At 62.3% G+C, this 22,285-nt stretch carries 21 protein-coding genes; 11 read left to right on the top strand and 10 right to left on the bottom strand.

Annotation, left to right across the window (positions count from 1 at the left end; translation table 11 throughout):
- Nucleotides 1–19: 19 nt before the first annotated feature.
- Nucleotides 20–154, bottom strand: a complete 135-nt coding sequence (gene rpmH / locus QNA11_RS18135) for a 50S ribosomal protein L34 (protein WP_165052887.1) — start codon at nt 152–154, stop codon at nt 20–22.
- Between the two features lie 526 nt (nt 155–680).
- On the opposite strand from rpmH, the gene QNA11_RS18130 reads away from it, so the two are divergent.
- The 3 genes from QNA11_RS18130 (at nt 681) to ctrA (ending at nt 3,803) form a co-directional block, all read left to right on the top strand.
- Nucleotides 681–1,277 carry a TetR/AcrR family transcriptional regulator gene (locus tag QNA11_RS18130; protein WP_283484089.1) on the top strand — a complete coding sequence of 199 codons (597 nt, stop codon included), beginning with the start codon at nt 681–683 and terminating at the stop codon, nt 1,275–1,277.
- An 85-nt stretch (nt 1,278–1,362) separates the two neighbouring features.
- Nucleotides 1,363–2,532: a YncE family protein gene (locus tag QNA11_RS18125; protein WP_283484088.1), complete on the top strand. Its 1,170-nt coding sequence runs from the start codon at nt 1,363–1,365 to the stop codon at nt 2,530–2,532.
- A gap of 569 nt (nt 2,533–3,101) precedes the next feature.
- Nucleotides 3,102–3,803, top strand: coding sequence for a response regulator transcription factor CtrA (ctrA, locus tag QNA11_RS18120; protein ID WP_165052893.1), 702 nt, complete (start codon nt 3,102–3,104; stop codon nt 3,801–3,803).
- Between the two features lie 156 nt (nt 3,804–3,959).
- Here the strand turns inward: ctrA and QNA11_RS18115 are convergent, their stop codons facing one another.
- From QNA11_RS18115 to chpT, 5 genes are all read right to left on the bottom strand, one after another.
- Nucleotides 3,960–4,790, bottom strand: a complete 831-nt coding sequence (locus QNA11_RS18115) for a CheR family methyltransferase (RefSeq protein ID WP_283484087.1) — start codon at nt 4,788–4,790, stop codon at nt 3,960–3,962.
- A gap of 246 nt (nt 4,791–5,036) precedes the next feature.
- Nucleotides 5,037–5,402 (bottom strand): response regulator, encoded by a 366-nt coding sequence (locus QNA11_RS18110; RefSeq protein ID WP_283484086.1) that lies wholly within the window; start codon nt 5,400–5,402, stop codon nt 5,037–5,039.
- A 1-nt stretch (nt 5,403) separates the two neighbouring features.
- A complete protein-coding gene (locus tag QNA11_RS18105) occupies nt 5,404–5,958 on the bottom strand; it encodes a chemotaxis protein CheW (RefSeq protein WP_283484085.1) in 555 nt (184 codons plus the stop codon).
- A complete protein-coding gene (locus tag QNA11_RS18100) occupies nt 5,955–8,492 on the bottom strand; it encodes a hybrid sensor histidine kinase/response regulator (RefSeq protein WP_283484084.1) in 2,538 nt (845 codons plus the stop codon). Before QNA11_RS18100 ends, QNA11_RS18105 begins: the two co-directional genes overlap by 4 nt.
- Nucleotides 8,493–8,590: 98 nt before the next feature.
- A complete protein-coding gene (gene chpT, locus QNA11_RS18095) occupies nt 8,591–9,277 on the bottom strand; it encodes a histidine phosphotransferase ChpT (RefSeq protein WP_202074194.1) in 687 nt (228 codons plus the stop codon).
- A gap of 412 nt (nt 9,278–9,689) precedes the next feature.
- On the opposite strand from chpT, the gene cysQ reads away from it, so the two are divergent.
- The 3 genes from cysQ to QNA11_RS18080 all read left to right on the top strand — a co-directional run bounded on the left by cysQ (nt 9,690) and on the right by QNA11_RS18080 (nt 12,177).
- Nucleotides 9,690–10,532, top strand: coding sequence for a 3'(2'),5'-bisphosphate nucleotidase CysQ (gene cysQ / locus QNA11_RS18090; RefSeq protein WP_283484083.1), 843 nt, complete (start codon nt 9,690–9,692; stop codon nt 10,530–10,532).
- Between the two features lie 129 nt (nt 10,533–10,661).
- Nucleotides 10,662–11,246 carry a DUF1134 domain-containing protein gene (locus tag QNA11_RS18085; RefSeq protein WP_283484082.1) on the top strand — a complete coding sequence of 195 codons (585 nt, stop codon included), beginning with the start codon at nt 10,662–10,664 and terminating at the stop codon, nt 11,244–11,246.
- Nucleotides 11,247–11,253: 7 nt separating this feature from the next.
- The gene (locus tag QNA11_RS18080; RefSeq protein ID WP_283484081.1) at nt 11,254–12,177 is read left to right on the top strand and encodes an ion channel; all 924 of its coding nucleotides are present in this window, start codon (nt 11,254–11,256) and stop codon (nt 12,175–12,177) included.
- Nucleotides 12,178–12,286: 109 nt separating this feature from the next.
- On the opposite strand, the gene QNA11_RS18075 is transcribed toward QNA11_RS18080, so the two are convergent.
- The gene (locus tag QNA11_RS18075; RefSeq protein ID WP_283484238.1) at nt 12,287–12,514 is read right to left on the bottom strand and encodes a TIR domain-containing protein; all 228 of its coding nucleotides are present in this window, start codon (nt 12,512–12,514) and stop codon (nt 12,287–12,289) included.
- Between the two features lie 50 nt (nt 12,515–12,564).
- Nucleotides 12,565–13,920: a transposase gene (locus QNA11_RS18070; protein ID WP_283481505.1), complete on the bottom strand. Its 1,356-nt coding sequence runs from the start codon at nt 13,918–13,920 to the stop codon at nt 12,565–12,567.
- Between the two features lie 483 nt (nt 13,921–14,403).
- On the opposite strand from QNA11_RS18070, the gene QNA11_RS18065 reads away from it, so the two are divergent.
- The 3 genes from QNA11_RS18065 (at nt 14,404) to QNA11_RS18055 (ending at nt 16,264) form a co-directional block, all read left to right on the top strand.
- A complete protein-coding gene (locus tag QNA11_RS18065) occupies nt 14,404–15,414 on the top strand; it encodes a coiled-coil domain-containing protein (protein ID WP_283484080.1) in 1,011 nt (336 codons plus the stop codon).
- A 154-nt stretch (nt 15,415–15,568) separates the two neighbouring features.
- A complete protein-coding gene (locus QNA11_RS18060) occupies nt 15,569–15,850 on the top strand; it encodes a YciI family protein (protein WP_283484079.1) in 282 nt (93 codons plus the stop codon).
- Entirely contained in the window at nt 15,851–16,264 is a 414-nt protein-coding gene (locus QNA11_RS18055) for an EVE domain-containing protein (protein WP_283484078.1), read from the top strand.
- Between the two features lie 278 nt (nt 16,265–16,542).
- Here QNA11_RS18055 and QNA11_RS18050 read toward each other — a convergent pair whose 3' ends face one another.
- Together QNA11_RS18050 and sucC are read right to left on the bottom strand one after the other, a co-directional pair.
- Nucleotides 16,543–18,369, bottom strand: a complete 1,827-nt coding sequence (locus QNA11_RS18050) for a tetratricopeptide repeat protein (RefSeq protein WP_502867545.1) — start codon at nt 18,367–18,369, stop codon at nt 16,543–16,545.
- 360 nt (nt 18,370–18,729) lie between these two features.
- On the bottom strand, nt 18,730–19,920 hold the full coding sequence (gene sucC / locus QNA11_RS18045; protein ID WP_281928840.1) for an ADP-forming succinate--CoA ligase subunit beta: 1,191 nt from the start codon (nt 19,918–19,920) through the stop codon (nt 18,730–18,732).
- A gap of 158 nt (nt 19,921–20,078) precedes the next feature.
- Here sucC and QNA11_RS18040 point away from each other — a divergent pair, with 158 nt between their 5' ends.
- Both QNA11_RS18040 and QNA11_RS18035 read left to right on the top strand, forming a co-directional pair.
- The gene (locus QNA11_RS18040) at nt 20,079–21,176 is read left to right on the top strand and encodes a DUF262 domain-containing protein (protein ID WP_283484077.1); all 1,098 of its coding nucleotides are present in this window, start codon (nt 20,079–20,081) and stop codon (nt 21,174–21,176) included.
- 9 nt (nt 21,177–21,185) lie between these two features.
- Nucleotides 21,186–21,833, top strand: coding sequence for an MAE_28990/MAE_18760 family HEPN-like nuclease (locus QNA11_RS18035; RefSeq protein WP_283484076.1), 648 nt, complete (start codon nt 21,186–21,188; stop codon nt 21,831–21,833).
- Nucleotides 21,834–22,285: the final 452 nt, after the last annotated feature.

The following is a 22,285-nucleotide window of genomic DNA, read 5'->3' as shown; positions in this document are numbered from 1 at the left end:
TCGATCGCGAAAAGCCCTATCAGGCCGAGAGGCGCTTGCGGCCGCGGGCGCGGCGGGCAGCGATGACCGCGCGGCCGCCGACGGTGGCCATGCGGGCGCGGAAGCCGTGACGGCGCTTGCGCACGATTTTGCTGGGTTGATAGGTTCTTTTCACCGAATGTCTCCGTCGCGAACCGCGGCCCCTCCGGCCTTGGCCCGCCTTCAATGCGCCCTGCCCGCTTTTCCTTCCCGCCGCGCTCGAAAAGCGCATGGGACCGCCGATCACGGGACGGCAAAACAGATTAGACGCCGCCCCTCTCGGAGCGGCGCCGCGCGTGGCATATAGGAGAAAGGCTCAGCGCAAGTCAATGACGGCGCCGTCCGTTTTCGGACAAATCCAGAGGCGCCGCCTGAAGCCCGAGCCAAGCTTGCTCAGGCCGCTGACAAAGCGGCCCCGGCGCCCCTCGTGCTTCGAGACGCCCGCTGCGCAGGCTCCTCAGCATGAGGGGCTTCTGCACACTACGCCAAACACTTAGGCCTCATCCTGAGGAGCGAGCGACGCTCGCGTCTCGAAGGACGAGGCCGCCTCGGAAGTTTCCGAGAGACTGCGCGAGCCTTCAGGCTCGCCTTTTTCTGCGCGCCTGAAGGCGCGCGGTCCAGCATTATTTGACATTGTAGACGACCGGTCTAATAATACCCCCATGTCCGATCGCAAGACTACCGACGACACCCGCAAGCGCCTGCTCGACCACGGCGTCGCGCTGATGCTGATGAACGGCTATCGCGGCGCCGGCCTTTCCGACATTCTCAAAGCCGCGCAAGTGCCCAAGGGCTCCTTTTACTATTATTTCGAGAGCAAGGAGGCGTTCGGCGCCGAGGCGATCGCGCATTATCTCGCGCCGTTCCTGCGCCGTCTGGGCGAGCGCCTGCGGGAGCCGGGGAGGAACGGGCTCGACGCCCTCGCCGCCTATTTCCGGGAGCTCGCCGGCGAGCTCGAGGCGAATGGCTTCAAGGGCGGCTGTCTGCTCGGCAATCTCATGGGGGAAATCGCCGACGCGAGCCCCGCCTCGCGCGCGGCGTTGAAACAGGGCGTCGATCGCTATCGCGATCTTCTCGCCGACGGAATCGCCCGGGCGCAAACCGAAGGGGTCGCGCGCAAGGACCGATCCCCCCGCGCCATGGCCGATCTGCTGATCGACGGCTGGCAGGGGGCCATGCTGCGCATGAAGATCGAGCAATCCGCCGCGCCGCTCTACGGCTTCATCGAGGAAACGCTCCTCGGTTATTGCGCGGCCTGACCTAATTTCAAAAGGAGGCGACCACTCGCCCCTTTTCGTCAGCTTAAACTAGACGACCGGTCTAATACCAAAGGGAGAGAAACAAATGAAAAGAACAGTCGCCTTTTTCTGCGCGCTGGCCGCCTTCGCCGCCGCGCCGGCGCGTGCGGAGATTCTGGCTGCGCTCAATTATGAGACCAAACCCGGCGTCGCGCCCCGGCGCGAGGGGATCGCGATCATCGACATCGACCCCGCCTCGCCGAATTTTAACAAGATCGTCAAAGACGCGCCGCTGCCGCCCGATTTCGTCGCGCACCACATCTATTTCAACAGGGAGCGGACAAAGGTCTATGCGACTTCGCTCGGCCGCTCGGCGATCGCGGTTTACGACATCAATAAATTTCCGGCCGATCCGGAAATGTTTCCCGTCCCCGACTGCAAGGTCGGCGAGGACATGGTCTTCACCGCCGATCGCAAGCGCTGGTTCCTGAGCTGCATGGGCTCAAGCAATGTCATCATGGGCGACGCGCAAACCAACAGGACGCTCGCCGTCATCGGCGCGCCGAAGCCCGCCGCCGGCGAACCGCCGCGCCCCTTCATCGAGCATCCGCATGGGCTGACCCTGAACGAGAGCCTCGACCTGCTCGTCGTGACGAGCACGGTCGATCCGGCGGATTTTTCGAAAGCGGGCGAAACCATCACGCTCGTGCAGGCGTCGACCGGAAAGCTGCTCGCCACTCAGAAAGTCTCTGAAAAGCCCTCGCCCGCCGCCGAGGCGCCGGTGGAGACCGCCTTCGCCCCCAAGAAGTCGCCGCAGACGGCCTTTGTCACCAATATGCTCGGCGGGACGCTGTGGCGCGCCGTCTGGCGGGAGGCCGACAAGTCTTTCGATCTCGCCAAGGCTTACGACTTTTCGACGATCGGCCAGGGCATGCCGCTCGAAATGGAGTACAACGAGGCGGGCGACCGGCTCTATGTGACGACCGCCAAGCCCGGCGCGCTCAACATCTTCGACATTGCCGAGCCCACGCAGCCGAAGCTCCTCGCCTCGATCCCGGCGGCGGCGGGCGCGCATCATTTCGTTTTCTCGCCGGACCGCCGCTACGCCTTCGTCCAGAACAGCCTGCTCAACCTGCCCGACATGAACGACGGTTCGGTGACCGTGATCGATCTTCAGGCCAATAAAGTGGCGGGCAAGATCGACGTCCTGCAGAAGGCGGGCTTCAACCCCAACTGCATCATCCTCATGCCGCAATGGAACACGGATAACGATTGAGGCGGCGACCAATTAATTTTCGTCATTGCGAGGAGGCGAAGCCGACGAAGCAATCCAGGGCAGCCACCGCGGCCCTGGATTGCTTCGCTTCGCTCGCAATGACGCCGCGGGTTTCGCTCTGGATTTGCCCGACTTCGCCGCGCCGCAAAAATCAGCGCCTCCCCCAACTGCGCCGCTCTTCCCCAAGCGCCGCCGGGACAAAGATACGGGCTTGCTCGAAGCTGGAGCCGGGCGCGACGTTTCGTCGCCGCTCGGGCGCCGCGCAAATCCCATCCAACGCAAACTTTTACCTTTGCGCGCCCGACTCACGCCGGCGTATAGATTGGGAGAAGCGAGTGATTCGCTTTGTCTCGAAGCCTTCTCTCCAGTTGCGTGGCGCGTTCCCCGTTCAGAGCCCGAATTAAGACTTCGGGCCGCATTGCGGGCGCAAGTGAAGGTTTATTAACCAATTCCGCTTACCGTCAGAACCTAGACGGGAAGAGTCGCAGGACCAGGGGGCTGGTCCGTGACCGACGTGCGCCCATGGGCGGACGGCGATCAAATTCGATGGAGCTCGGTGGGGAACCAACATGCGCGTTTTATTGATCGAAGATGACAGCGCGACGGCTCAAAGCATCGAGCTCATGCTCAAGTCCGAGAACTTCAACGTCTACACGACGGATCTCGGCGAGGAAGGCATCGACCTCGGCAAGCTCTATGATTACGATATCATCCTTCTCGATTTGAACCTCCCCGACATGTCGGGTTACGAGGTTCTGCGCCATCTGCGCGTCGCGAAGGTGAAGACCCCGATCCTCATTCTCTCGGGCCTCGCCGGCATCGAAGACAAGGTGAAGGGCCTCGGCTTCGGCGCCGACGACTATCTGACCAAGCCCTTCCACAAGGACGAGCTCGTCGCCCGCATCCACGCCATTGTCCGCCGCTCCAAGGGCCATGCCCAGTCGGTCATCACGACGGGCGATCTCATCGTCAATCTCGACCAGAAGACGGTCGAAGTGGGCGGCGCCCGCGTGCATCTGACCGGCAAGGAATATCAGATGCTGGAGCTGCTTTCGCTGCGCAAAGGCACGACGCTCACGAAAGAGATGTTCCTCAATCATCTCTATGGCGGGATGGACGAGCCGGAACTCAAGATCATCGACGTCTTCATCTGCAAGCTGCGTAAGAAGCTCGCCAACGCCAGCGACGGCCGCAATTACATCGAGACCGTCTGGGGCCGCGGCTATGTGCTGCGCGAGCCAAGCGAAGCCGACGAGCGCATCACTGCCTGACGATTATCGAAGCGGCTATTGAAAAAGGCCATGTCCAGGCGGACGTGGCCTTTTCGTTTACCGCCCGTCATTGCGAGCGAAGCGAAGCAATCCAGAGCCCCGCCTCGGCTCTGGATTGCTTCGTCGCTACGCTCGCGGTTGCTATCGCGCCCGTCTTCAAGCCAGGCGCAACTGCGGCTGCGCCCGGCGCGTCTGCCAAACGCCATTCACCGTCGTCTGCGAGAAACAGGCGCCGGCCTCCGCCGCCGTCTCCGTGGCGCCGAGGATGAGATAACCGCCGTCGCTCAACGCGCCGGCAAGACGCCCGAGCACGGCGCGCTTCGTTTCCGGCTCGAAATACATCAGCACATTGCGGCAGAAGACGACGTCGAAGGCGCCGAGCGCCGCATAATCCGACAGCAGATTGAACGCGCGGAAGTCGATGCGCGCGCGCAGATGTTCGTTCACGCGCCAGCTTGCGCCGTCGCGATGGAAATGGCGCAACAGAAGGCCTGTTGAAAGCCCGCGCTGCACTTCGAATTGGCTATAGCGTCCGTTGCGCGCCGTCTCGACGGCGCGCGTCGAGAGGTCCGTTGCGAGGATGTCGAGGCTCCAGCCGCGCAGCGCGATGGCCTCATTTTCCAAGACCATCGCAAGCGAATAGGCTTCCTGACCGGTCGAGCAGGCCGCGCACCAAAATCGCAGCCGGCGCTCCTGCGCCCGCGAGGCCATCAGGCTCGGAAGAATCATCGTCCTGAACGTCTCGAAAGGAGTCCGATCCCGAAAAAAGAACGTCTCATTTGTCGTCAGCGCATCGATGATGTCCTGCGCCAGCGAGCCATTGTCGCGGCGCTCGAAAGCCTCCGTGAGATCCGCGAAGCCGGAGATGTTATGCGCTCGCATAACGGGCGCAAGGCGGCTTTCGATGAGATATTGCTTGTCCGCGCCGAAAGCGATGCCGGTGACAAGGGCGATTTGGCGGCGAAACCGCGCAAAGGCGAGAGTCATGCGCGCGCCCTCGCAGAAGAAGGCTGGGCGCCAAGGCCGTCATTGCGAGGAGCGAAGCGACGAAGCAATCCAGAGCCACACGACGGCTCTGGATTGCTTCGCTGCGCTCGCAATGACGGCGCTACTTTTGCTCTGAACGCCCGAGCGTTCGATACAATTTCTGAAGACATAAAAAAACGACGCATATACCAACGCCTTTGCACGAGAAACGCGACACGAGCGCCTTGCGGCGCTAGAAAACCGGCCTCAAACGAGGCCGATTTCCTCGAATTTCGACCGCACGATGTTCTGGTCGAAGGGCTTCATGATATATTCGTCGGCGCCCGCATGCATGGCGCGCGCAATATGGCCCACTTCGTTTTCCGTCGTGCAGAAGACAACCTTCGGCGTCGCGCCGCCGGGCATTTTGCGCAGCGCGCACAGGAATTCGAAGCCGTCCATCTCCGGCATGTTCCAGTCGAGCAGAATGGCGTCCGGCATGGACTTCTCGCATTCGGCGAGCGCGGCCTTGCCGTCCGCCGCCTCGCTGGTGCGGAAATGCAATCCTTCGAGAATCCGGCGCGCGACCTTGCGGATCACGGGGGAATCGTCCACCACGAGAACCTGTTTCATCTCAGCTTGCTCCTGTATCCGAATAATTTGAATTGCCTTGTCGCCCGCCGCGCTGACGCGGCGCCTCGCTCAATTTTGCGACGCGCCGCAGCAATGCCTCGACGTCGAGGACAGACAAAAAGCCGTCGTCCAAGCGATAGCAGCCTGCCACCATCTCCGCGAGACGCGGATCGATATGCGCCGGGCAGGCGATAAGATCGGTTTCACTCGTCGCCACGACGTCTTCCGTCGCTTCGACGAGCAGCGCATATTCCTCGCCGTCATGCTCGATCCCGACCGCAAGGCCGTTGGAGCCGTCGATTGCTTCATCGAGCCACAGACAGCGGTCGAGATAGAGCGCCGTCACGATGCGGCCGCGCAAATTGGTCAGCCCGGCGACCTCGCGCGGCGCAAGCGGCACCGGCGTGAGATTGTCGAGATAGAAAACCGTCTTCACATGCTCGACCGGCAGGCCCACGATCTGGCCGCGCACCCTGATCACGAAATGGCGGCTTTGCGTGACGGCGGGCGCCGCGCGGCTGCGGCTGTAGCTGAAGTCGGCGACGTCGAAACTCATGCGGCGGCCTCCGCCATGATGCGACGCTCGATCTGCTCGCCCGACGCCGCAACGCCATCGAGCAACGCGCCGAGCGTTTCGACCAATGCCCGCCTGTCGAATTTGCCGACGAGCGCGCGCACGCCGCAGAGCGTCGCCGCCTCGAGAGCTTTCGCGGTCTTTTGCGGCGCGAGCGCGACAATCGGCAAATCCGCGCGCCCCGGCGTCTGCAGCAAGGCGCGCGCCAGCGCATAGCCATCCATGTCCGGCATGTCGATGTCGGTCACGGCCGCGTCGATGCGCAGCCCGCGTGCGGCGAGTTCGAGCGCCTCGCGGCCTGAGGCCGCCGTCGTGACTTCATAGCCGGCCGCGAGCAGAACGGGCGCCAGCATGTCGCGGAAGAATTGCTTGTCGTCCACGAGCAACACGCGCGGCCGTTGATTGACGCCGCGCGTCAGCACGCCCGGATCGGCCATTTCGATGAAATAGGCGACGTCGAGCACGTCGACGATGCAGCCGTTCATGCTGACCGTGCCGATGATCCTGGGATCGGCGCCTTTCTTCTGGAAGGACAATTCTTCCTCGACCACGTCGATGACTTCGTCGACGACGATCGCGGTCGCCTGTCCGGCGCCGGCGAGCACGAGAATAGGATAATCACGCGACGCGTCGAGGCGCATATCCGTCGTCGCCGGAAAGACCGGCAACAGCCGCTTTTCGTAAAGCATCGCATAGCCGTCGCCGGAGGGAACGAAGCGGTCGGCCGCCACTTCCTCGATGCGCATGACAAGCGACAGCGGCAATGCTTTCAACGAGCCGCCGCCCGCGCGCAGCAGGATGATCCGCGTCTTCTCACGCTCGGGCGCAAGAAGCGCGGCGGGCGCCGGGCGCGCCGGCGCGGCGAGATTATCGAGGCCCATGCTTTCGATAATCGCCGCCGGATCGAGGATCAGCGCGACGCCGCCGTCGCCGAGGATGGTCTGGCCGGAGAACACGCCGATGCGCGCGAGCGGTCCGGAAAGCGGCTCGATGACGATCTCCTGAACATCCGCGATGGTTTCGACGAGAAGGCCAAAGCGCACGCCGCCCACGCGCAGGATGACGGCGAATCCGTCGCGCCGCGGCGCATCATCCGGCGCATCGAGATCGAGGACATCCGCGAGATCGACCAGCGGCAGCGCGTCGCCGCGCAGGCGCAAGACCGGCGCATCGTGGATGAGTTGGATTTCGTGGTCGAAGCCTTCGCCGACCCCAACCACCTCGATCACCGCCATTTGCAGGACGGCGAAGCGGGAGCGGCCGCAAGAGAGAATGAGCGCCGGCGCGATGGCGAGCGTCAGCGGGATGCGCAAGATAACGGTCGAGCCCTTGCCCGCCGCCGAATTGATGGAAACCGCGCCGCCGATCGACTGGATATTGGCGCGCACGACATCCATGCCGACGCCGCGGCCCGAGATTTTCGTAATGCTCTGCGCCGTCGAAAAGCCGGGCAGCATGACGAATTCGAAAATGTCGGCGTCGCTCATGCGGGCGAGCGACTCTTTCGTCGCGAGCCCCAGCGCGATCGCCTTCGTCTTGATCGCCTCGCGATCGAGACCGCGGCCGTCATCCTTGATCTCGATGGTGATCTGGCCAGCGTCGTAATTGGCGCTGACGCGGATGCGGCCGGCCTCCGGCTTGCCGAGCGCCAGACGCTCCGCGCCGGTCTCGATCCCATGATCCGCCGCATTGCGAATAATATGCGTCAGCGGCGCGCGGATGAGTTCGATGACCTGGCGATCAAGCTCCGTGTCGCCGCCGAGCGTGACAAGTTCGATCTTCTTGCCGAGTTCGAGGGAGAGGTCGCGCACGAGGCGCGGCAGCGTCGCGAAAAGCCGCTCGACCGGCTGCATGCGCACCTGCATCACCGCGTCCTGCAGATCGCCGGTGACGCTCGACAGATTCTGCACGGCGGCCTTGATGACTTCGTCGTCGCCGGCGCTCGAGAGTTCGAGAAGCTGGTTGCGGGTCAACACCAGCTCCGAGACGATCCCCACCAAACGGTCGAGCACGCCCACCGACACCCGCACCGTATCGCTCAGCCGGGCGCCGAGGCTTGAGAGAGTCTCCGACGAGCTTGCCGCTTGCGGCGCCATGGCGGGCGGATTGGCGTCCTGCGGCGCAAGCGCCGCATTCGGTCGAAGGCTCGCCGCGCCCTGCTCCAACTGCGTCAGCAACGCTTTGTCGTCCCCTTCGGGCTCGACTTCGTTGCGGGCAATTTCGAGAAGCAACATCGACAGGCGGTCGACCGCCGCGAGAATCAACGACACATGAGCGGAGGTCGCCGTCGCGCCGTCGCGCAGCCGCCCGATCAGCGTCTCTGTGGCGTGGGTCAGCCGCGCGACGCGCGGCAGGCTCAGAAAGCCGCTCGACCCCTTGATGGTGTGGATATGCCGGAACAGGCTGGCGACGAGGGCCGGGTCTGTCTGATCCTTCTCGAAACGCAGCAGCTCCACCGACGTCGCGTCGATGTGCTCTGTCGCCTCCTGAAGAAAATCCTTGAGCAGATCGTCCATGCCGCGCCCCTCGCCGGCCGTTGCGGCGAATCGGCGCAGTATCGGCAAGAGGGGTTAAAAGAAGCGAAATCCCATCTCGAAGCTTGCGGCGCGCCGCGTTACGCGACCGCGCTCTGCGGCTCCTGCGAGGCGGCGCCCGCCGCCGCAGGCTTGGCTTCGATCGTCACCAGCTCGGGCTCGCAGGCCACGCTCACATCGAGCCCGCAAGCCTTGGCGACGAGGCCGGCGTAATAGGGCTGGATTGCGCGGGCGTCGAGCGCGCCTTCTTCCGTCTCGCCCGCGAGCAAGGCCGGGATCGTGGCGGCCAGACGCGCATTCGTCCCCTTGGCCTCGATCTTGAAGGAAACATTCTCTTCGTCGCCCGTCGACGAAACCGAGATCACGCCGCCGCGCGGGATGGTCGTGTCCGCCAGCAAGCAGAGATTGAGCAGCAGCTTGACCTTGTTCTTCGACATCAGCGCGCGCGGGACGCTCCAGTTGAGCTTGGTGCGCTCGTCGGCGAGAAGCTGGCGGGTGACAAGCTCGGCGTCGCCGGTGTCGATCGACGCGCCCTTGGAGCCGGCGGCGCCGAAGGCCAGGCGGCAGAACTGCAGCCGCGCGGAGGCCTCGCCGGCGCTGGATTTGATGAGCGCCAGCGCATGGCTGCGCATTTCGGCGTCCATATCCTTGTCTTCCATCACCTCGAGCCCATTGACGATCGCGCCGACGGGAGAGATCACGTCATGACAGACCCGCGAGGACAGCAAGGCCGCGAGATCGAGGGCGTCGAGCGAGAACTGGGTCATTGGGCTATCCCGTTTGGCGCGCGGGCGCGCGATGGTTGCGTGATACGAGCCCGAAATCCTTTGCCGCGAATCAGCAAAGAAAAAGCAAACGAATCACGCCATACAGTTTCCGGGAAAGGTAACTGCGGCGACGCAGATTGCAAATCGCAAGCGTCGGGGTCGTAAACAAAAACTAAAGGATAGTCTTATGACGGGGCTCCGAATCCAGAACAACCCCTACGCAACCCGTCATGCCCGCGCTTGCCGCGGGCATCCACGCCAGGACATTACGACATGCGGGGAGAAGAAGCGGCGTTGCTCCCGCTCATGTTCTTAAGCTTTCCGCATCGGCGCGGCGGGATGGCCGCGACAAGCGCGGCCATGACGCTGGAACACATCCGCTCGTTAACCCGAATTCGGAGCCCTGACTCTTATGACCGATCATTGGACGCCGCCGACTGTCTCGCCGACTGACCGCAAGGCGCTTGCGCGGCTGTTCGGCGCTCTCGTCGTCAGCGCCGGCGCGCTGGCGATGGAGGTGCTGGCGCGTCCCAATCTCGACTCCCGCCTCAAGGACGACAAATCTCCCGTCACCGAGGCGGACGAGCGCGTCGAAGATTATCTGCTGGCTGCGCTCGCGCGCGATCTCCCCGGCGTGCCGATCATCGCCGAGGAAGCGGCGGCGCGCGGCGAGACCGTGACGCATGGCGAGGCCTTCCTGCTCATCGATCCGATCGACGGCACGCGCGAATTCCTCGCGCGCAGCCCGGAATTCACCGTCAATCTCGCGCTTATCGTCGACGGCGCCCCCGTGGCCGGCGCCATTTCCGCGCCGGCGGGATCGAAAGTATGGTTCGGCGGCGTCGAAAGCTATTTGGCCGACGCCGCGCCCGGCGGCGCCTTGCCGGCGCCACAAGAGTGGCGGCGCCTGCGCACGCGCAAGCCGCCAGTAGAGGGAATGACCGCGCTCGTCTCCAAATCGCATCTCGATGCGGAAACGCAAGCCTTTATCGCGCGCCTGCCCATCGCCGAGCGCCTGTCTGTCGGCTCATCCTTGAAGTTCTGCGCAGTGGCGGAGGGAAGAGCGGACGTCTATCCCCGCTTCGGACCGACCATGGAATGGGACACCGCCGCGGGCGACGCTATTTTACGCGCCGCCGGCGGCGTCGTGCTCGACCCCTCGGGCGCCCCGCTGCGCTACAACAAGTCGCGCGAGAAATATCTCAACGGCGCCTTCATCGCCTGGGGCGATCCCGCATCGGCAACGCTTTCTTAACGACGACGCGCGACTTTTACGCAAGTTGGCGACGCCGCCGCTGGGCTGACGTATTGGCGCCGCGCGACTGCCGCACTCGACGCCGAGGCGTCGAGCATCGGTTATTTGCGTTTTGGAGCCCTTGTGATCATGAGCGTCTCGTCTTCGTCCCGCCGCGACCTTCTCCGTCTCGCCGCCGCCGCTGCGGCCAGCGCCGCGCTTCCCTCTTTTGCGCGCGCCGCCCAGCGCCCGGAAACCTACACGAGCGGCGAGATCGTCGAGAACGGCCATCACTTTTTCGGCTCCATCTCGCGCGGCCTCGCCGAAGGGCTGGAGCGCGCCAATAAGCAATGGGGCAAGCCCAACGCCTATATCCTCGGCCAGGAAGCCGGCGGCGCCTTCATCGGCGGGGTGCGTTACGGCGAAGGCACGATGTTCACGCGCAATGCGGGGCAGAAACGCGTCTATTGGCAGGGCCCGTCGATCGGCTTCGACGCCGGCGCCGACGGCGACCGCACGATGATGCTGGTCTATAACCTGCCCGACGTCGAGGCGATCTATCGCCGTTATGCGGGCGTCAATGGCTCGGCCTATCTCGTCGGCGGGCTGGGATTCACCGCGCTAAATAATGAGGACGTCATTGTGATGCCGGTGCGCTCGGGCGTCGGCGCGCGTCTCGGCGTCGCGCTCGGCTATCTGAAGTTCACGCCGGACTCGACCTGGAATCCCTTCTGAGGGCCCCTTGCCCTTCGACGAGTCCGACAGACTTCACGCGAAAACCCGCGCCCGCGCGCGTCGGGCGAGCCTCGCCGCCGACCGCATCGTCGCGCTTGGCGTCAGGCATAGTTTCTGGTTCGACTTGCATCATCGCGCCGTCACGGCGCGCTGGTCGACCTTTTTCGCCGCCGCGGCGGCTGTCTTCGTTCTCTTCAACCTGGCCTTCGCCGGGCTTTACCTGCTGGGCGACGACCCCATCGCCAACGCGCGGCCCGGCAGTTTCATCGACTACTTCTTCTTCAGCGTGGAAACCTTCGCCACAGTCGGCTATGGCGACATGCATCCGCGCAGCTATTATGGCCACGCCCTCGCGGCGGCCGGCGCCTTCATCGGCGTCTGCTCGCTGGCGGTGACGACGGGACTGGTCTTCACCCGCTTCGCCCGGCCCCGCGCGCGCATCCTTTTCGCCCGCACGCCCGTGCTCGCACATTTCAATGGCGCGCCCACCCTGATGATCCGCTTCGCCAATCAGCGCCACAACATGATCCTCGACGCGAACGCCGAGCTTTGGCTCTTGCAGCTCGAGCGCTCGGCGGAGGGCGCGCTCTATCGACGCTTCCATCGCCTTGCGCTGACCCGTAATGAGAGCCCGATCTTCTCGCTGAGCTGGACGATCATGCATATCGTCGACGCGACCAGCCCACTGCATGGACTGTCGGCGGACGACCTCGCTGAGAGCGACGCCAGCCTCATCCTGATCTTCGAGGGCCAGGACGAAACCTCCAGCCAGACGTTGCGCGCGCGCAGGATTTATCCGCTCTGCGAGGTGGGGGTCGGGAAGGAATATGTCGACATCCTCAGCGCCGACGAAAGCGGCGCGGCGGTCATCGACTATGCGCTGTTCCACGAGACGCGCGCGAGCCGCCCAGCGAAGACGCGACCGGGGTAGTGGGTTGGCGTCTCTGACGCCTTTGGGAAGTCTCTGACATTGTGGCGCTTGCTGGGGCGGAAGAAGATAAGGTTGCCAAGAAGCGCGGTCCTTACAAAAAGAGAGATTTCTAAACCTTGGTAAGGTCTATTGTTATTCCTTGGCTGTGCATTTCTTTTGCTAGCGTTAGGCGCGTCTCGTTTATATTTTCTTTAAATGGGATATATATTAGCCCTTGAATATCTGATGGCTTTTCCATATCAATGTCGCTTTTGAGCAGAATAGCAACTTTCTGCCTTCCTAAAACAGCCAACATCATTCCCAGTTCTAAAACGACATTCTGGCGCGCTCGAAGCAGTTTCTTATCTGGCTGTCCCTTAACAGCGCGGTGACGAAGTCGCAGCTTGATTAATCGGGTTCCGGAGCGGCGATGACGGCGAGCAAGGCCGGCGCGCCGCCGATGTCGGCGATGATGACGATGCCCGTGGCGCTATCTGTCCGAATAACGAACAAAAAGGCGTTTCTGGCCGCCTCGGCGCGTTCTCTTGGCGTCCCGCAGCCGACGAGGGCGCGCATCAGGACGCCAAGATTGAAGCCTGCGACGTGGATCAGATAGCGCTTGGCGATGTTCTCGCGACCGCGAAGCCAAGCCCGGCGCATGCCGCCGCCATCCAGCACATGGGCGAAGCTGCGTTCGACCAGCTCACCGCGCTTGCGCATGGCGGCGCGTCCAACGCCCGATTTCAGCCGTGCGCGGTTGGCGTAAACGGCGTCGCGCGCTTCTTCGTCTCCATGCCAGCGCAAATAGCCCTTCGCCGGCAAAGGCTCGCTGATCCGGCTCTTCCACTCGCCGTCGTCAAGGCCTTTCAAAACCTCGCGCGAATGATAGCCTTTGTCCGCGATGATTTCGCAAGGATCGTCCGGCGTCGGCGCGAGGCCGACAGCCGAGAGATTGGCCTTCGCCGTCTCCAGCGTGTCGCCAAGCGTCGTCGTATCGCCCTTGTCCGCCTCGTGGATCGGCGCGGCGACGATCACGCCTGTGTCGAGGTCGACCGCATGTTCCGGCTTGTAGGCGAGATGCGTCGTTCCGTCCTTCATCCGCGCGATCTTCGCCTCGGCGTCCGTGGCGCTCGTCCAATCGTCGTTCGAGAGCTTCTTGCCTTTGCGCTTACGGTCGAAACGCGCCAAATCCTCGGCGTTCGGCGTCGCGATCCCGCTTTCCTTCGCCATGCCCTCGAGCATTGCGCGATAGGTCTCGCCATTGTCGCGCCGCACGATGCTGCGCAGCGCCGCGTTCGCCTCCATGGTCGAGCCGTCGACGCCGATGCGCTCGCCCTTCACGAGGCCGCGCTCGGCGACGAGCTTCAAGATGAAACCGAATACCTTCTCGTGAACCTCATGCGGCAGACGCGAGCGCGTCTTCGACAGCCATGAATGATCCGGGACTTTCTCGCGCGTCGATAGCCGCAAGAAATCCCGCAACGAAAAGGAATCCGCGCAGCGCCATACGATGCCGCGTTCGCTGTCGAGCCCTTCGAAGTAGCCCACCATGTGCATGCGGAAATAGCGCCCTGGTGGCAACGAGGGCGCGCCCATCTTCGCCGCGTAGTAGGGCTTGCAGGCGTTCTCGACGAAAACGTCGAAGCCCGCGTCCAGTAGAACCTTCTGAAGCTCGTCGTAAAATGCGTGCCCCGGAGAGCGCGGCAGATCCGCCCAGCCGACAACCAGATCTTCCTGCGTCCCCGTCTCACGCCGCATCGCCATCGAACCAACCTCGGCCGAATCTCACTTGGAAACGGAATCAGTCAGACGCGACTTCGTCAACGGGCTGATAAGCTAGAGCGCGAAGACCTTGAGCTGGATGGAATCCGGCTCAAGAACCTTTTGGCGAAGTCGCAGATCAAGAATGTTAAAGCGGACCGTCGTATGAGAAAAACATACGCCGCTCGCATACTCAAATATTTAGAACTATATTCCTTAGGCGTTGGCTTTCTCGTTTTCCTACATGGGACGCATCTGAAAGGCTTCTCTTTAGAAGAGAACATTCTCGCCGCTCTTGTCGGGAGCACGGCCGTCGCAGCTATTGGGCTTGTCGGGTTCATCGCTAAGGGGCTGTTTCGATCGCCACCGGATCAAAATACAAACTGACCCACTACCAAGCCGCCGATGCTTTGATTTCACGCGCCAGACATGGCACTCTCGGGCCCGTCCCGCCCAAAAGTCCCGAGGGGGCGCGAGGTTGACGTCTTGATCGAACAGGCGATGTATTTCGCGCTCGGCTTTCTCGTCGCCGGGCTCATTACCCTGCTCTTCCTGCCGGCCTTCTGGCGGCGCGCCATGCGCCTTTCCATGCGCCGGCTGCAAATGCTCGCCCCCATGTCCATGGAGGAGGTCATCGCCGAGCGCGATCTGCTGCGCGCCGATTTCGCCCTGCGTGAGCGCCGGCTGGAGCTGGAGATGGAAGCGGTGAAGGCCTCGAAGGCCGACGACCTCGCCGCCGTCGGCCGCCACGCCGCGCGCGTCCTCGAGGCGGAAACGGCGCGCAAGAAAGCCGAGGCGGATAACCGCGACATGGAATTGCGGCTGCGCGACTCGCAGAAAATACTGGCCGAGCGCACCGACCTTTTGCGCTCCACCGAGCTTGCGCTGCATGAGATGACCGAACGCGCCGATCGTTGGGTCGAGCGCCTGCGGCTGCTCGAATCCGACAAGGAAGAGCTCGGCCGCGAGAAGGAAGCGCAATATAGCCGCGTCGTCGCGCATGAAGCCAAGATCGGCGCGCTGCACGAGCAGAACACGCAGCTCCAGCGCGAATTCGACGCGATGAAAGAGGAATTCGCCCGCGTGTCGGAAGAGGCCGGCCACGTCCCGGGCCTCGTCAAAGACCTGTCGGCGGCAAAGGAAGAACTCGAAAGGACGCGCGCCGAACGGCAGACTCTGCTCCAGGAGCGCGACAAGGCGCGCGTCGATAGCGCCGCCGAGAAGGAGCGCCGCGAGAACGACGTCGAGCGCCTTGAAAACGCCCTGCGCGCCGCGCGGGCGGAAGCGCGCGAGGGCGCCGACAAGCTGGAGATCGCGCGCGCCGACAACGCCATGCTGCAGGGCGCCAATGAGGCGCTACGCGCCGAGCGCGCGCAGCAACGCCTCGCCGGCGCCCAGCCCTCCCAGGCCGACCTCGCCGCGCTGCGCGAGGCGCTTACGAGCTTTGGCAATCGTGTCGTGGACCTCGTCGAGCCCGTCCACGAGCGCGCCGGCTGACCGTCATTGCGAGGAGCGCAGCGACGAAGCAAACCAGAGCAGCTATCCTGGCCCTGGATTGCTTCGCTTCGCTCGCAATGACGGCCGCGGCTTGACCACTGTCGCGCCCTTTGGTTTGAAGGGGCCCGTTCAACAGTCCAACAGAGGCCCGCCCTTGCTCTTCGTCGCCCTTTGCTTCGACAAGCCCGGTCACGTCGACCTGCGCATGTCCACCCGCGCCGCCCATCTCGCCTTTCTCGACGCGCATGCGGCGCAAGTGAAGCTCGGCGGCCCCTTTGTCGAGAACGACAAGCCGGTGGGCTCCATGCTCATCCTCGACTGCCCGGATGAAGCCTCGGCCCGCGCCTTGCTTGCCAAGGATCCATACGCGGAGGCCGGCCTTTTCGAGCGCGTCGAACTGAAGGCCTGGAAGCGCGTCGTGGGCGCGGAGCTATAGATGGCGCATTGGCTTTTGAAGAGCGAACCCTCGAAATGGTCCTGGGACCAGCAGGTCGAGGCGGGCGCGAAAGGCACGTTCTGGAACGGCGTGCGCAACCATCTCGCCAAGAAACATCTGATGGCGATGAAGAAGGGCGAACGCGGCTTCTTCTACCACTCGAACGAAGAGCGGGCGATCGTCGGGATCATCGAGATCATCAAGGAATATTACCCCGACCACACCGACGAAAGCGGCAAATTCGGCATGGTCGACGTGAAGGCGGTGAAGCCTTTGAAGAAGCCCGTCACGCTGGCGCAAATCAAGGCCGAGCCGCGGCTCGCAGACATGGTGCTCGTCAATAACTCACGCCTGTCCGTGCAGCCGGTGACTGATGCGGAATGGGCCATCGTGCTGGAGTTGGCGGGGGACTGACGCCATTTCCCTTTGATCGGCTTCCATCGGGCCCTTGTCATTCCCGACGGGCCGAAGGCCCGAGCGGGAATCCAGGGCCACAAGAGCGCTGGTTTTGCCCAGAGCCCGTCATTGCGAGCGAAGCGAAGCAATCCAGAGCGGTAATGGGGCGCTGGATTGCTTCGTCGCTTTGCTCCTCGCAATGACGGCGGTGATTTCCTGCGTGTCCGAACGGCGCGAGCGTCGGGGATGGCCCCGAACCAATCGAGCGGATCTCTTACGAGGCAGGCGCGCGGCGCCTACCCCCCGGTCTTGCGCGCGTCGCCCGCCACCGCCGGCTGATCCTTCAGCCCATTCTTGATCTTGTCCAGGATCTTCGGCAGGTCGTCCGGGTCGGGGTTCAAATCGCGCGCATGGTTCCACTGGAACTGCGCCTCGAGCTTGCGGCCCACGCGCCAATAGGCGTCGCCCAGATGGTCGTTGATCACCGGATCGGAGGGCTTCAGGTCGATCGCCTTCTCCAGCTCGCGCACCGCGTCGTCCCAGCGGCCGAGGCGGTAATAGGCCCACCCCAGGCTGTCGACGATATAGCCGTCGCGCTGGCGCAGATCGACGGCGCGGCGCAGCATCCGGAACGCCTCGTCGAGATTGATGCCCTGATCCACCCAGCTATAGCCGAGATAGTTTAGCACCAGCGGCTGATCGGGGTTCAGCTCCAAAGCCTTCTTGAGGTCGGACTCGGCGCCCTTCCAGTCCTTGCGGCGCTCATTGGCGATGCCGCGATAATAGTAGAGCAGCCACTGGCCCTTGTCGGGCTTGGGCTGCAAAGCGATCACGCGCGAATAGGTCGCCGCCGCGTCATTGAAGAGCTTGCGCGAGCGCTGGAGATTGCCGAGCGCCGTCAAAGCTTCCTGATTTTTCGGATTGGCGCCGACCACCTGTCCGAGATGCTCGCTCGCCTCCTTCGACTTGCCGAGCGTCTCCAGCAGCAGCGCCGCCTGCACGTCGGCGTTGACCCGCAGCGGGCTGTCCTTGGGCACGCTGTCATAGAGGTCGATCGCCGTCTCCTCCTGCTTCATGCGCTCATAGACGTCGCCGAGCGTGATGATGGCGAGGGCGTTCTCCGGCGCGAGATGGAGCGCCAGGCGCAGATAGATGAGCGAAGCCAGCTCGTCGCCCGAGCGGCCGCCGACCGCGCCGAGCCCATAGAGCGCTTCGCCCGCGCCCTCCTCCGGCGTGCGCACGAAAGGCGGCAGCGGCTTGCCCTCATCGAGCGCCGTCAGGCCGGCGGTGATGATCGGATGGCCCGGCGCCACCTCGTCGAAACCTTGATAGAGCTTCTTGGCTTCGTCGCGCTGGCCGCGGCTCGCGAGGAAGCGGGCGTAGGCGTCGACGAGGCGCAGCGTGTTGCGCTCGGCGGCGTAAGCGGATTTGAAGCGCTTCTCCGCCTCCGCCTTGTTGCCGCCGATGTCGGCGATCAGCGCCGCGTGATAGTCGCGGAAAACGATGAAAGCTTCGTCGTTCAGAGAATCGAGCGTCGCGAGCGCCTTGCGCGTGTCCTTGGCGCCCGCATAGGTCCAGGCGGTCAGCAGCGTCGAGGTGATGTCGTGGCGCCGGTCGCCGCCGCTCTTGGCCAGCTCGGCCCGCGCCGCAACGTAGCGGCGGTTCTTGATGAGATCGACGCCCTTGGTCAGATGCGCGAGGCCATTGGCCTTGTCATGCGCCACGACGCGCGGCGCGAGCGCCACCGCATCGGCCATATTGCCATTGGCGAGCGCTGCGACGAAAGAACGGTCGACCAGGTCCTGATTATTAGGATCGTCGCGCAGCGCCTCGCGGAAGAAGGTCGAGGCGGCAAGCGTGTCGCGCTCGGCGCCGGCGACGATGGCCGCGAGATAATTGCCGGAGATGCTCGACCCGACCTCGAAAGGCCGCGCGACCGAAAGATTTCCCTCGCGGGCCAGCGCGAAGCTCGCCGTCGGGAAAGCGCACCAGGCGGAAAGAACGACGAGCGCCACGCCGCCGCGCAGCAACAGGCTCCTGGCGCCGCGGGACGCGGCAGCGAGCGGATCAGCGAAACGAGGCACGGGCGCTTTCCTAGGAAAAGGGCGGCGCGTTTCAGACATGGCGCATCCGCCCGGACGAGTGGCCGGAGTAGTCAGGTTCGGCCCCAAAGATGGCGGTTTTGCGCCCGCGAAGCAAGGCGGAAGGATGCGCTCGGCGAGCAATCGGATGAATAGCGATCTGGCGCCGTGATCCCCATACCCCCCTTTACGGGGAGGTCGGCGGCCGCAGGCCGACGGGTGGGGTCCGCGCCTCAACGGCAGTGGTGGGGCCTGACCCCACCCGACCCCGCTTGCGCGGGGCCACCCTCCCCGTAAAGGGGAGGGATGGGTTCACGCCCGCGCCCGCCAATGGGTTACAAAAACAAAAAACCCCTCGTCCGAGGACGAGGGGCAAATAAACCGATGAGACGGACGTCAGCTTTAGCTAATCGCCTTCACGATCTTCTGCGCGGCGTCGTCGAGATCATCGGCCGGGATCACATTCAGCCCCGACTCGCTGATGATCTTCTTGCCGAGATCGACATTGGTCCCTTCGAGGCGCACGACCAGCGGCACCTTGAGCCCCACTTCCTTCACCGCCGCGATCACGCCTTCCGCGATGGTGTCGCAGCGCATGATGCCGCCGAAGATATTGACCAGAATGCCCTTCACATTCGGGTCGGCGGTGATGATCTTGAAGGCCGCCGTCACCTTCTCGGTCGTGGCGCCGCCGCCGACGTCGAGGAAGTTCGCCGGGAAGGCGCCATAGAGCTTGATGATGTCCATGGTCGCCATTGCGAGGCCGGCGCCATTGACCATGCAGCCGATATTGCCGTCGAGCGAGATATAGGCGAGGTCGTGCTTCGACGCCTCGATTTCCTTCTCGTCTTCTTCGGAGAGGTCGCGCAGCTCGGCCAGCTCCGGATGCCGATAGAGCGCATTGTTCTCGAAGCTCACCTTGGCGTCGAGGCAGCGCAGCTTGCCGTCCTTGGTGGTGATCAGCGGATTGATCTCGAGAAGCTCCATGTCCTTGGCGACAAAGGCCGCATAGAGCTTGCCGACGAGATCGCCCGCTTGCTTCGCAAGATCGCCCTTGAGGCCGAGCGCGTCGGCGACGCGGCGCCCGTGATGCGGCATCAGGCCGGTGGCCGGATCGACCGAGAAGGTGACGATCTTCTCGGGCGTGTCGTGCGCGACCTTCTCGATGTCCATGCCGCCTTCCGTCGAGACGACGAAGGCGATGCGCGAGGTCGCGCGGTCGATCAGCATGGAGAGGTAGAATTCCTTGTCGATAGCGGCGCCATCCTCGATATAGAGGCGGTTGACCTGCTTGCCGGGCTCGCCGGTCTGGATCGTGACAAGCGTATTGCCGAGCATCTGCCGGGCAAAGCCTTCCGCTTCCTCGATCGACTTGGCGATGCGCACGCCGCCCTGCGGGCCGGCCGCCTCTTCCTTGAACTTGCCCTTGCCGCGGCCGCCGGCGTGGATCTGCGCCTTCACCACATAGACCGGGCCGGGAAGCTTCTTGGCGGCCTCGGCGGCCTCATCGGCCTTCAGGACCGGAAAGCCAGCGGCGACGGGCGCGCCGAACTCGCGCAAAATGGCTTTGGCCTGGTATTCGTGGATATTCATGCCGGAGTCTCTCCTCGCAAAAACGGCGCGCTTTCTGGCCTGGCGCTTAATGGCCATGGCGGGGCGGCGGCGTCAAGCGGGCTGGAGGTCACGGGGATGGCGCCGATAGCCGTGTGAGAGTAGGATTTTGATCCGATCGAAAGATTCGAAGGCACGATATGTCAACGGAAACGAAACAAGACAGGCTGGTGAAAGAGATTGATACTAAGATTGGGGAAGTTCGTACTGAAGCAGTGGATTTATCTTTCGGTGAGATTATCAACCTGCAGGACAATAAAGAAATCAAGATTGACCCCGAGTATCAGAGGCTATTTCGCTGGTCTGATGAACAAAAGTCTCGGCTTGTTGAGTCTATATTGCTGCGGCTGCCCATCCCGCAAATATTTTTTATCGAGAACGAAGACGGAACCTTAGAGCTAATCGATGGGCTCCAGCGCATCAGCAGCATGATCCAATTTATCCAATCAGAACTCATTGGTAAGAAACCCTTAAAACTGTCTGGCTGCAACATCATAGGGAATCTGAACGATTGCCTATTCGACGACCTTCCCCTTGCACTCAAGCTTCAGCTCAAACGGTCAAGCGTGCGCGCCATTATTGTAAAACGCCAGAGCAAGTATTTTCTACGGTATGAGATGTTCAAGCGCCTGAATGCAGGTGGGTCAGAACTGAGCGAGCAAGAATTAAGAAATTGTTCTGCTAGACTTTTCGGCGGATGGGGTATCGAGTTTTATAACAAGATTATTGAGATGTCCTATCACCCCTCATTCGTGAAAACAACAGAAACGCTCGCTGACAGCGACCTCGAAAAACGGGGCAGAGAGGAATTATCCCTCAGGTTTTTCGCAGCTAAAGATGGCTCGGATTATTACGCGGGACATGTTGCTAATTGGTTGGATGATTTTATGGAGGCCGTATTACTAACAAGGGTTCCTTTTCCAATCAAAGAGAAACAAGCAATTTTTTGCCGAACCTTCGATTGTATTGAGCGAGTTCTAGGCGAGAGCGCCTTTTGCAAGTTTAAAGACAATCGACCCATTGGCGGCTTAGCTCCAGCACACTACGAAGCGATTTCTGTAGCTTTCTCTCGGAACATTGAAAAATGCGAGTCAACAGACAAAGCCAAACTGTATGACACCGTGACACAGGCTCGCCAGTCTGCGCAATTCAGAGAGAACGTTGGTCCAGGAGCAAATAAAAAATCTAAACTTGCTGGCAGAGTTGCGGTGATTGAAGAAGCTATAAAGCTAGCCTAAAAAGATATCATGCCGAACTCACTTCTTAATTCTTTCATAGACACCGACCTTAGGTGGCGTGAGGGCGAACTCGCAATGTGCAAGCTGCAGCTTCTACGTGACATCAGCGACAAACACAAATTTGGCTTCTCTTACAGGTGTTTTGTGGCAATTACATATGCGCACTATGAAGGCTATGTAAAAAACGTCGCAGCTCAATCGCTACTTCATATAAGAAACTCTACAACAGCGCAAAGCTGCATCCATTGCGTTAGAGAGACGCTTGTTGCCCCCTTGCTAAGAAAGAAAATAAACCAGATGACAAATGATTCCCTGATTTTATCTATAAGCAATGGACAAATATACGACGGAATCTCATTGCCAGACGAGGAAATTTACCTCAAGATAGGAAACATGAATTTTTCGAATCTTAGCTGGGTACTTTCGTCTATCGGAATAAACTCGGATCTTGTTACCGAGTACAAGCCATCAGTCGGCAGATTGGTTGACCTTCGCCACCGATGTGCGCATGGAGAAGTTATTCAGTTTGACTCCGCCGACCTACGAGCAATATCCAATGACATGTTCAAATTGCAGGAAAGAATCATTCATCTGCTGCATGCCATCGCGATTGAGGTAGTAGACTTATTTGAACAACAAAAGTTTATCGCTACCTGAAATTGGCGAGGACTTATCCCACGCTTCAAACTTGAGTTATGTTCCCGCCCCGCCAACTTGCAGGGGCGTAGTCAGGGTCGGCGGCGCCGGCGGGGTCGACTAAGCGCGGGGCGACGCCCCTCGTTCCGTGCGGGAATCCGGCGTCGCCCGCCGTGTCTCTCCCTCATGGGGAGGCGACCTCTGCCCCTCTCCCCGCTTGCGGGGAGAGGCTGGGTGAGGGGCCGGGGCCGGAACCCGCGCGTGCGTTACAAAAGCGAGCGCCCTTGCGGCGTTTTTCGTTTCCACTTATCCCCCAAGCCCCTCACCCAACCTCTCCCCGCGCAAGCGCGGGGAGAGGGGTGGAGCGCGGCCCTCATCAAAAATTTCGCCTCCAATCTATCCCCACCCCCCAAAACCTCCCTTATCCTTCGCTCGCCTCGCCAACTTGCAGGGGCGCCGTCAGGGTCGACGGC

Origin of the sequence: Methylocystis sp. JR02, from assembly GCF_030063565.1 — a bacterium.
GTDB lineage: Bacteria > Pseudomonadota > Alphaproteobacteria > Rhizobiales > Beijerinckiaceae > Methylocystis > Methylocystis iwaonis.
This window is presented reverse-complemented; position numbering and strand designations above follow the sequence as displayed.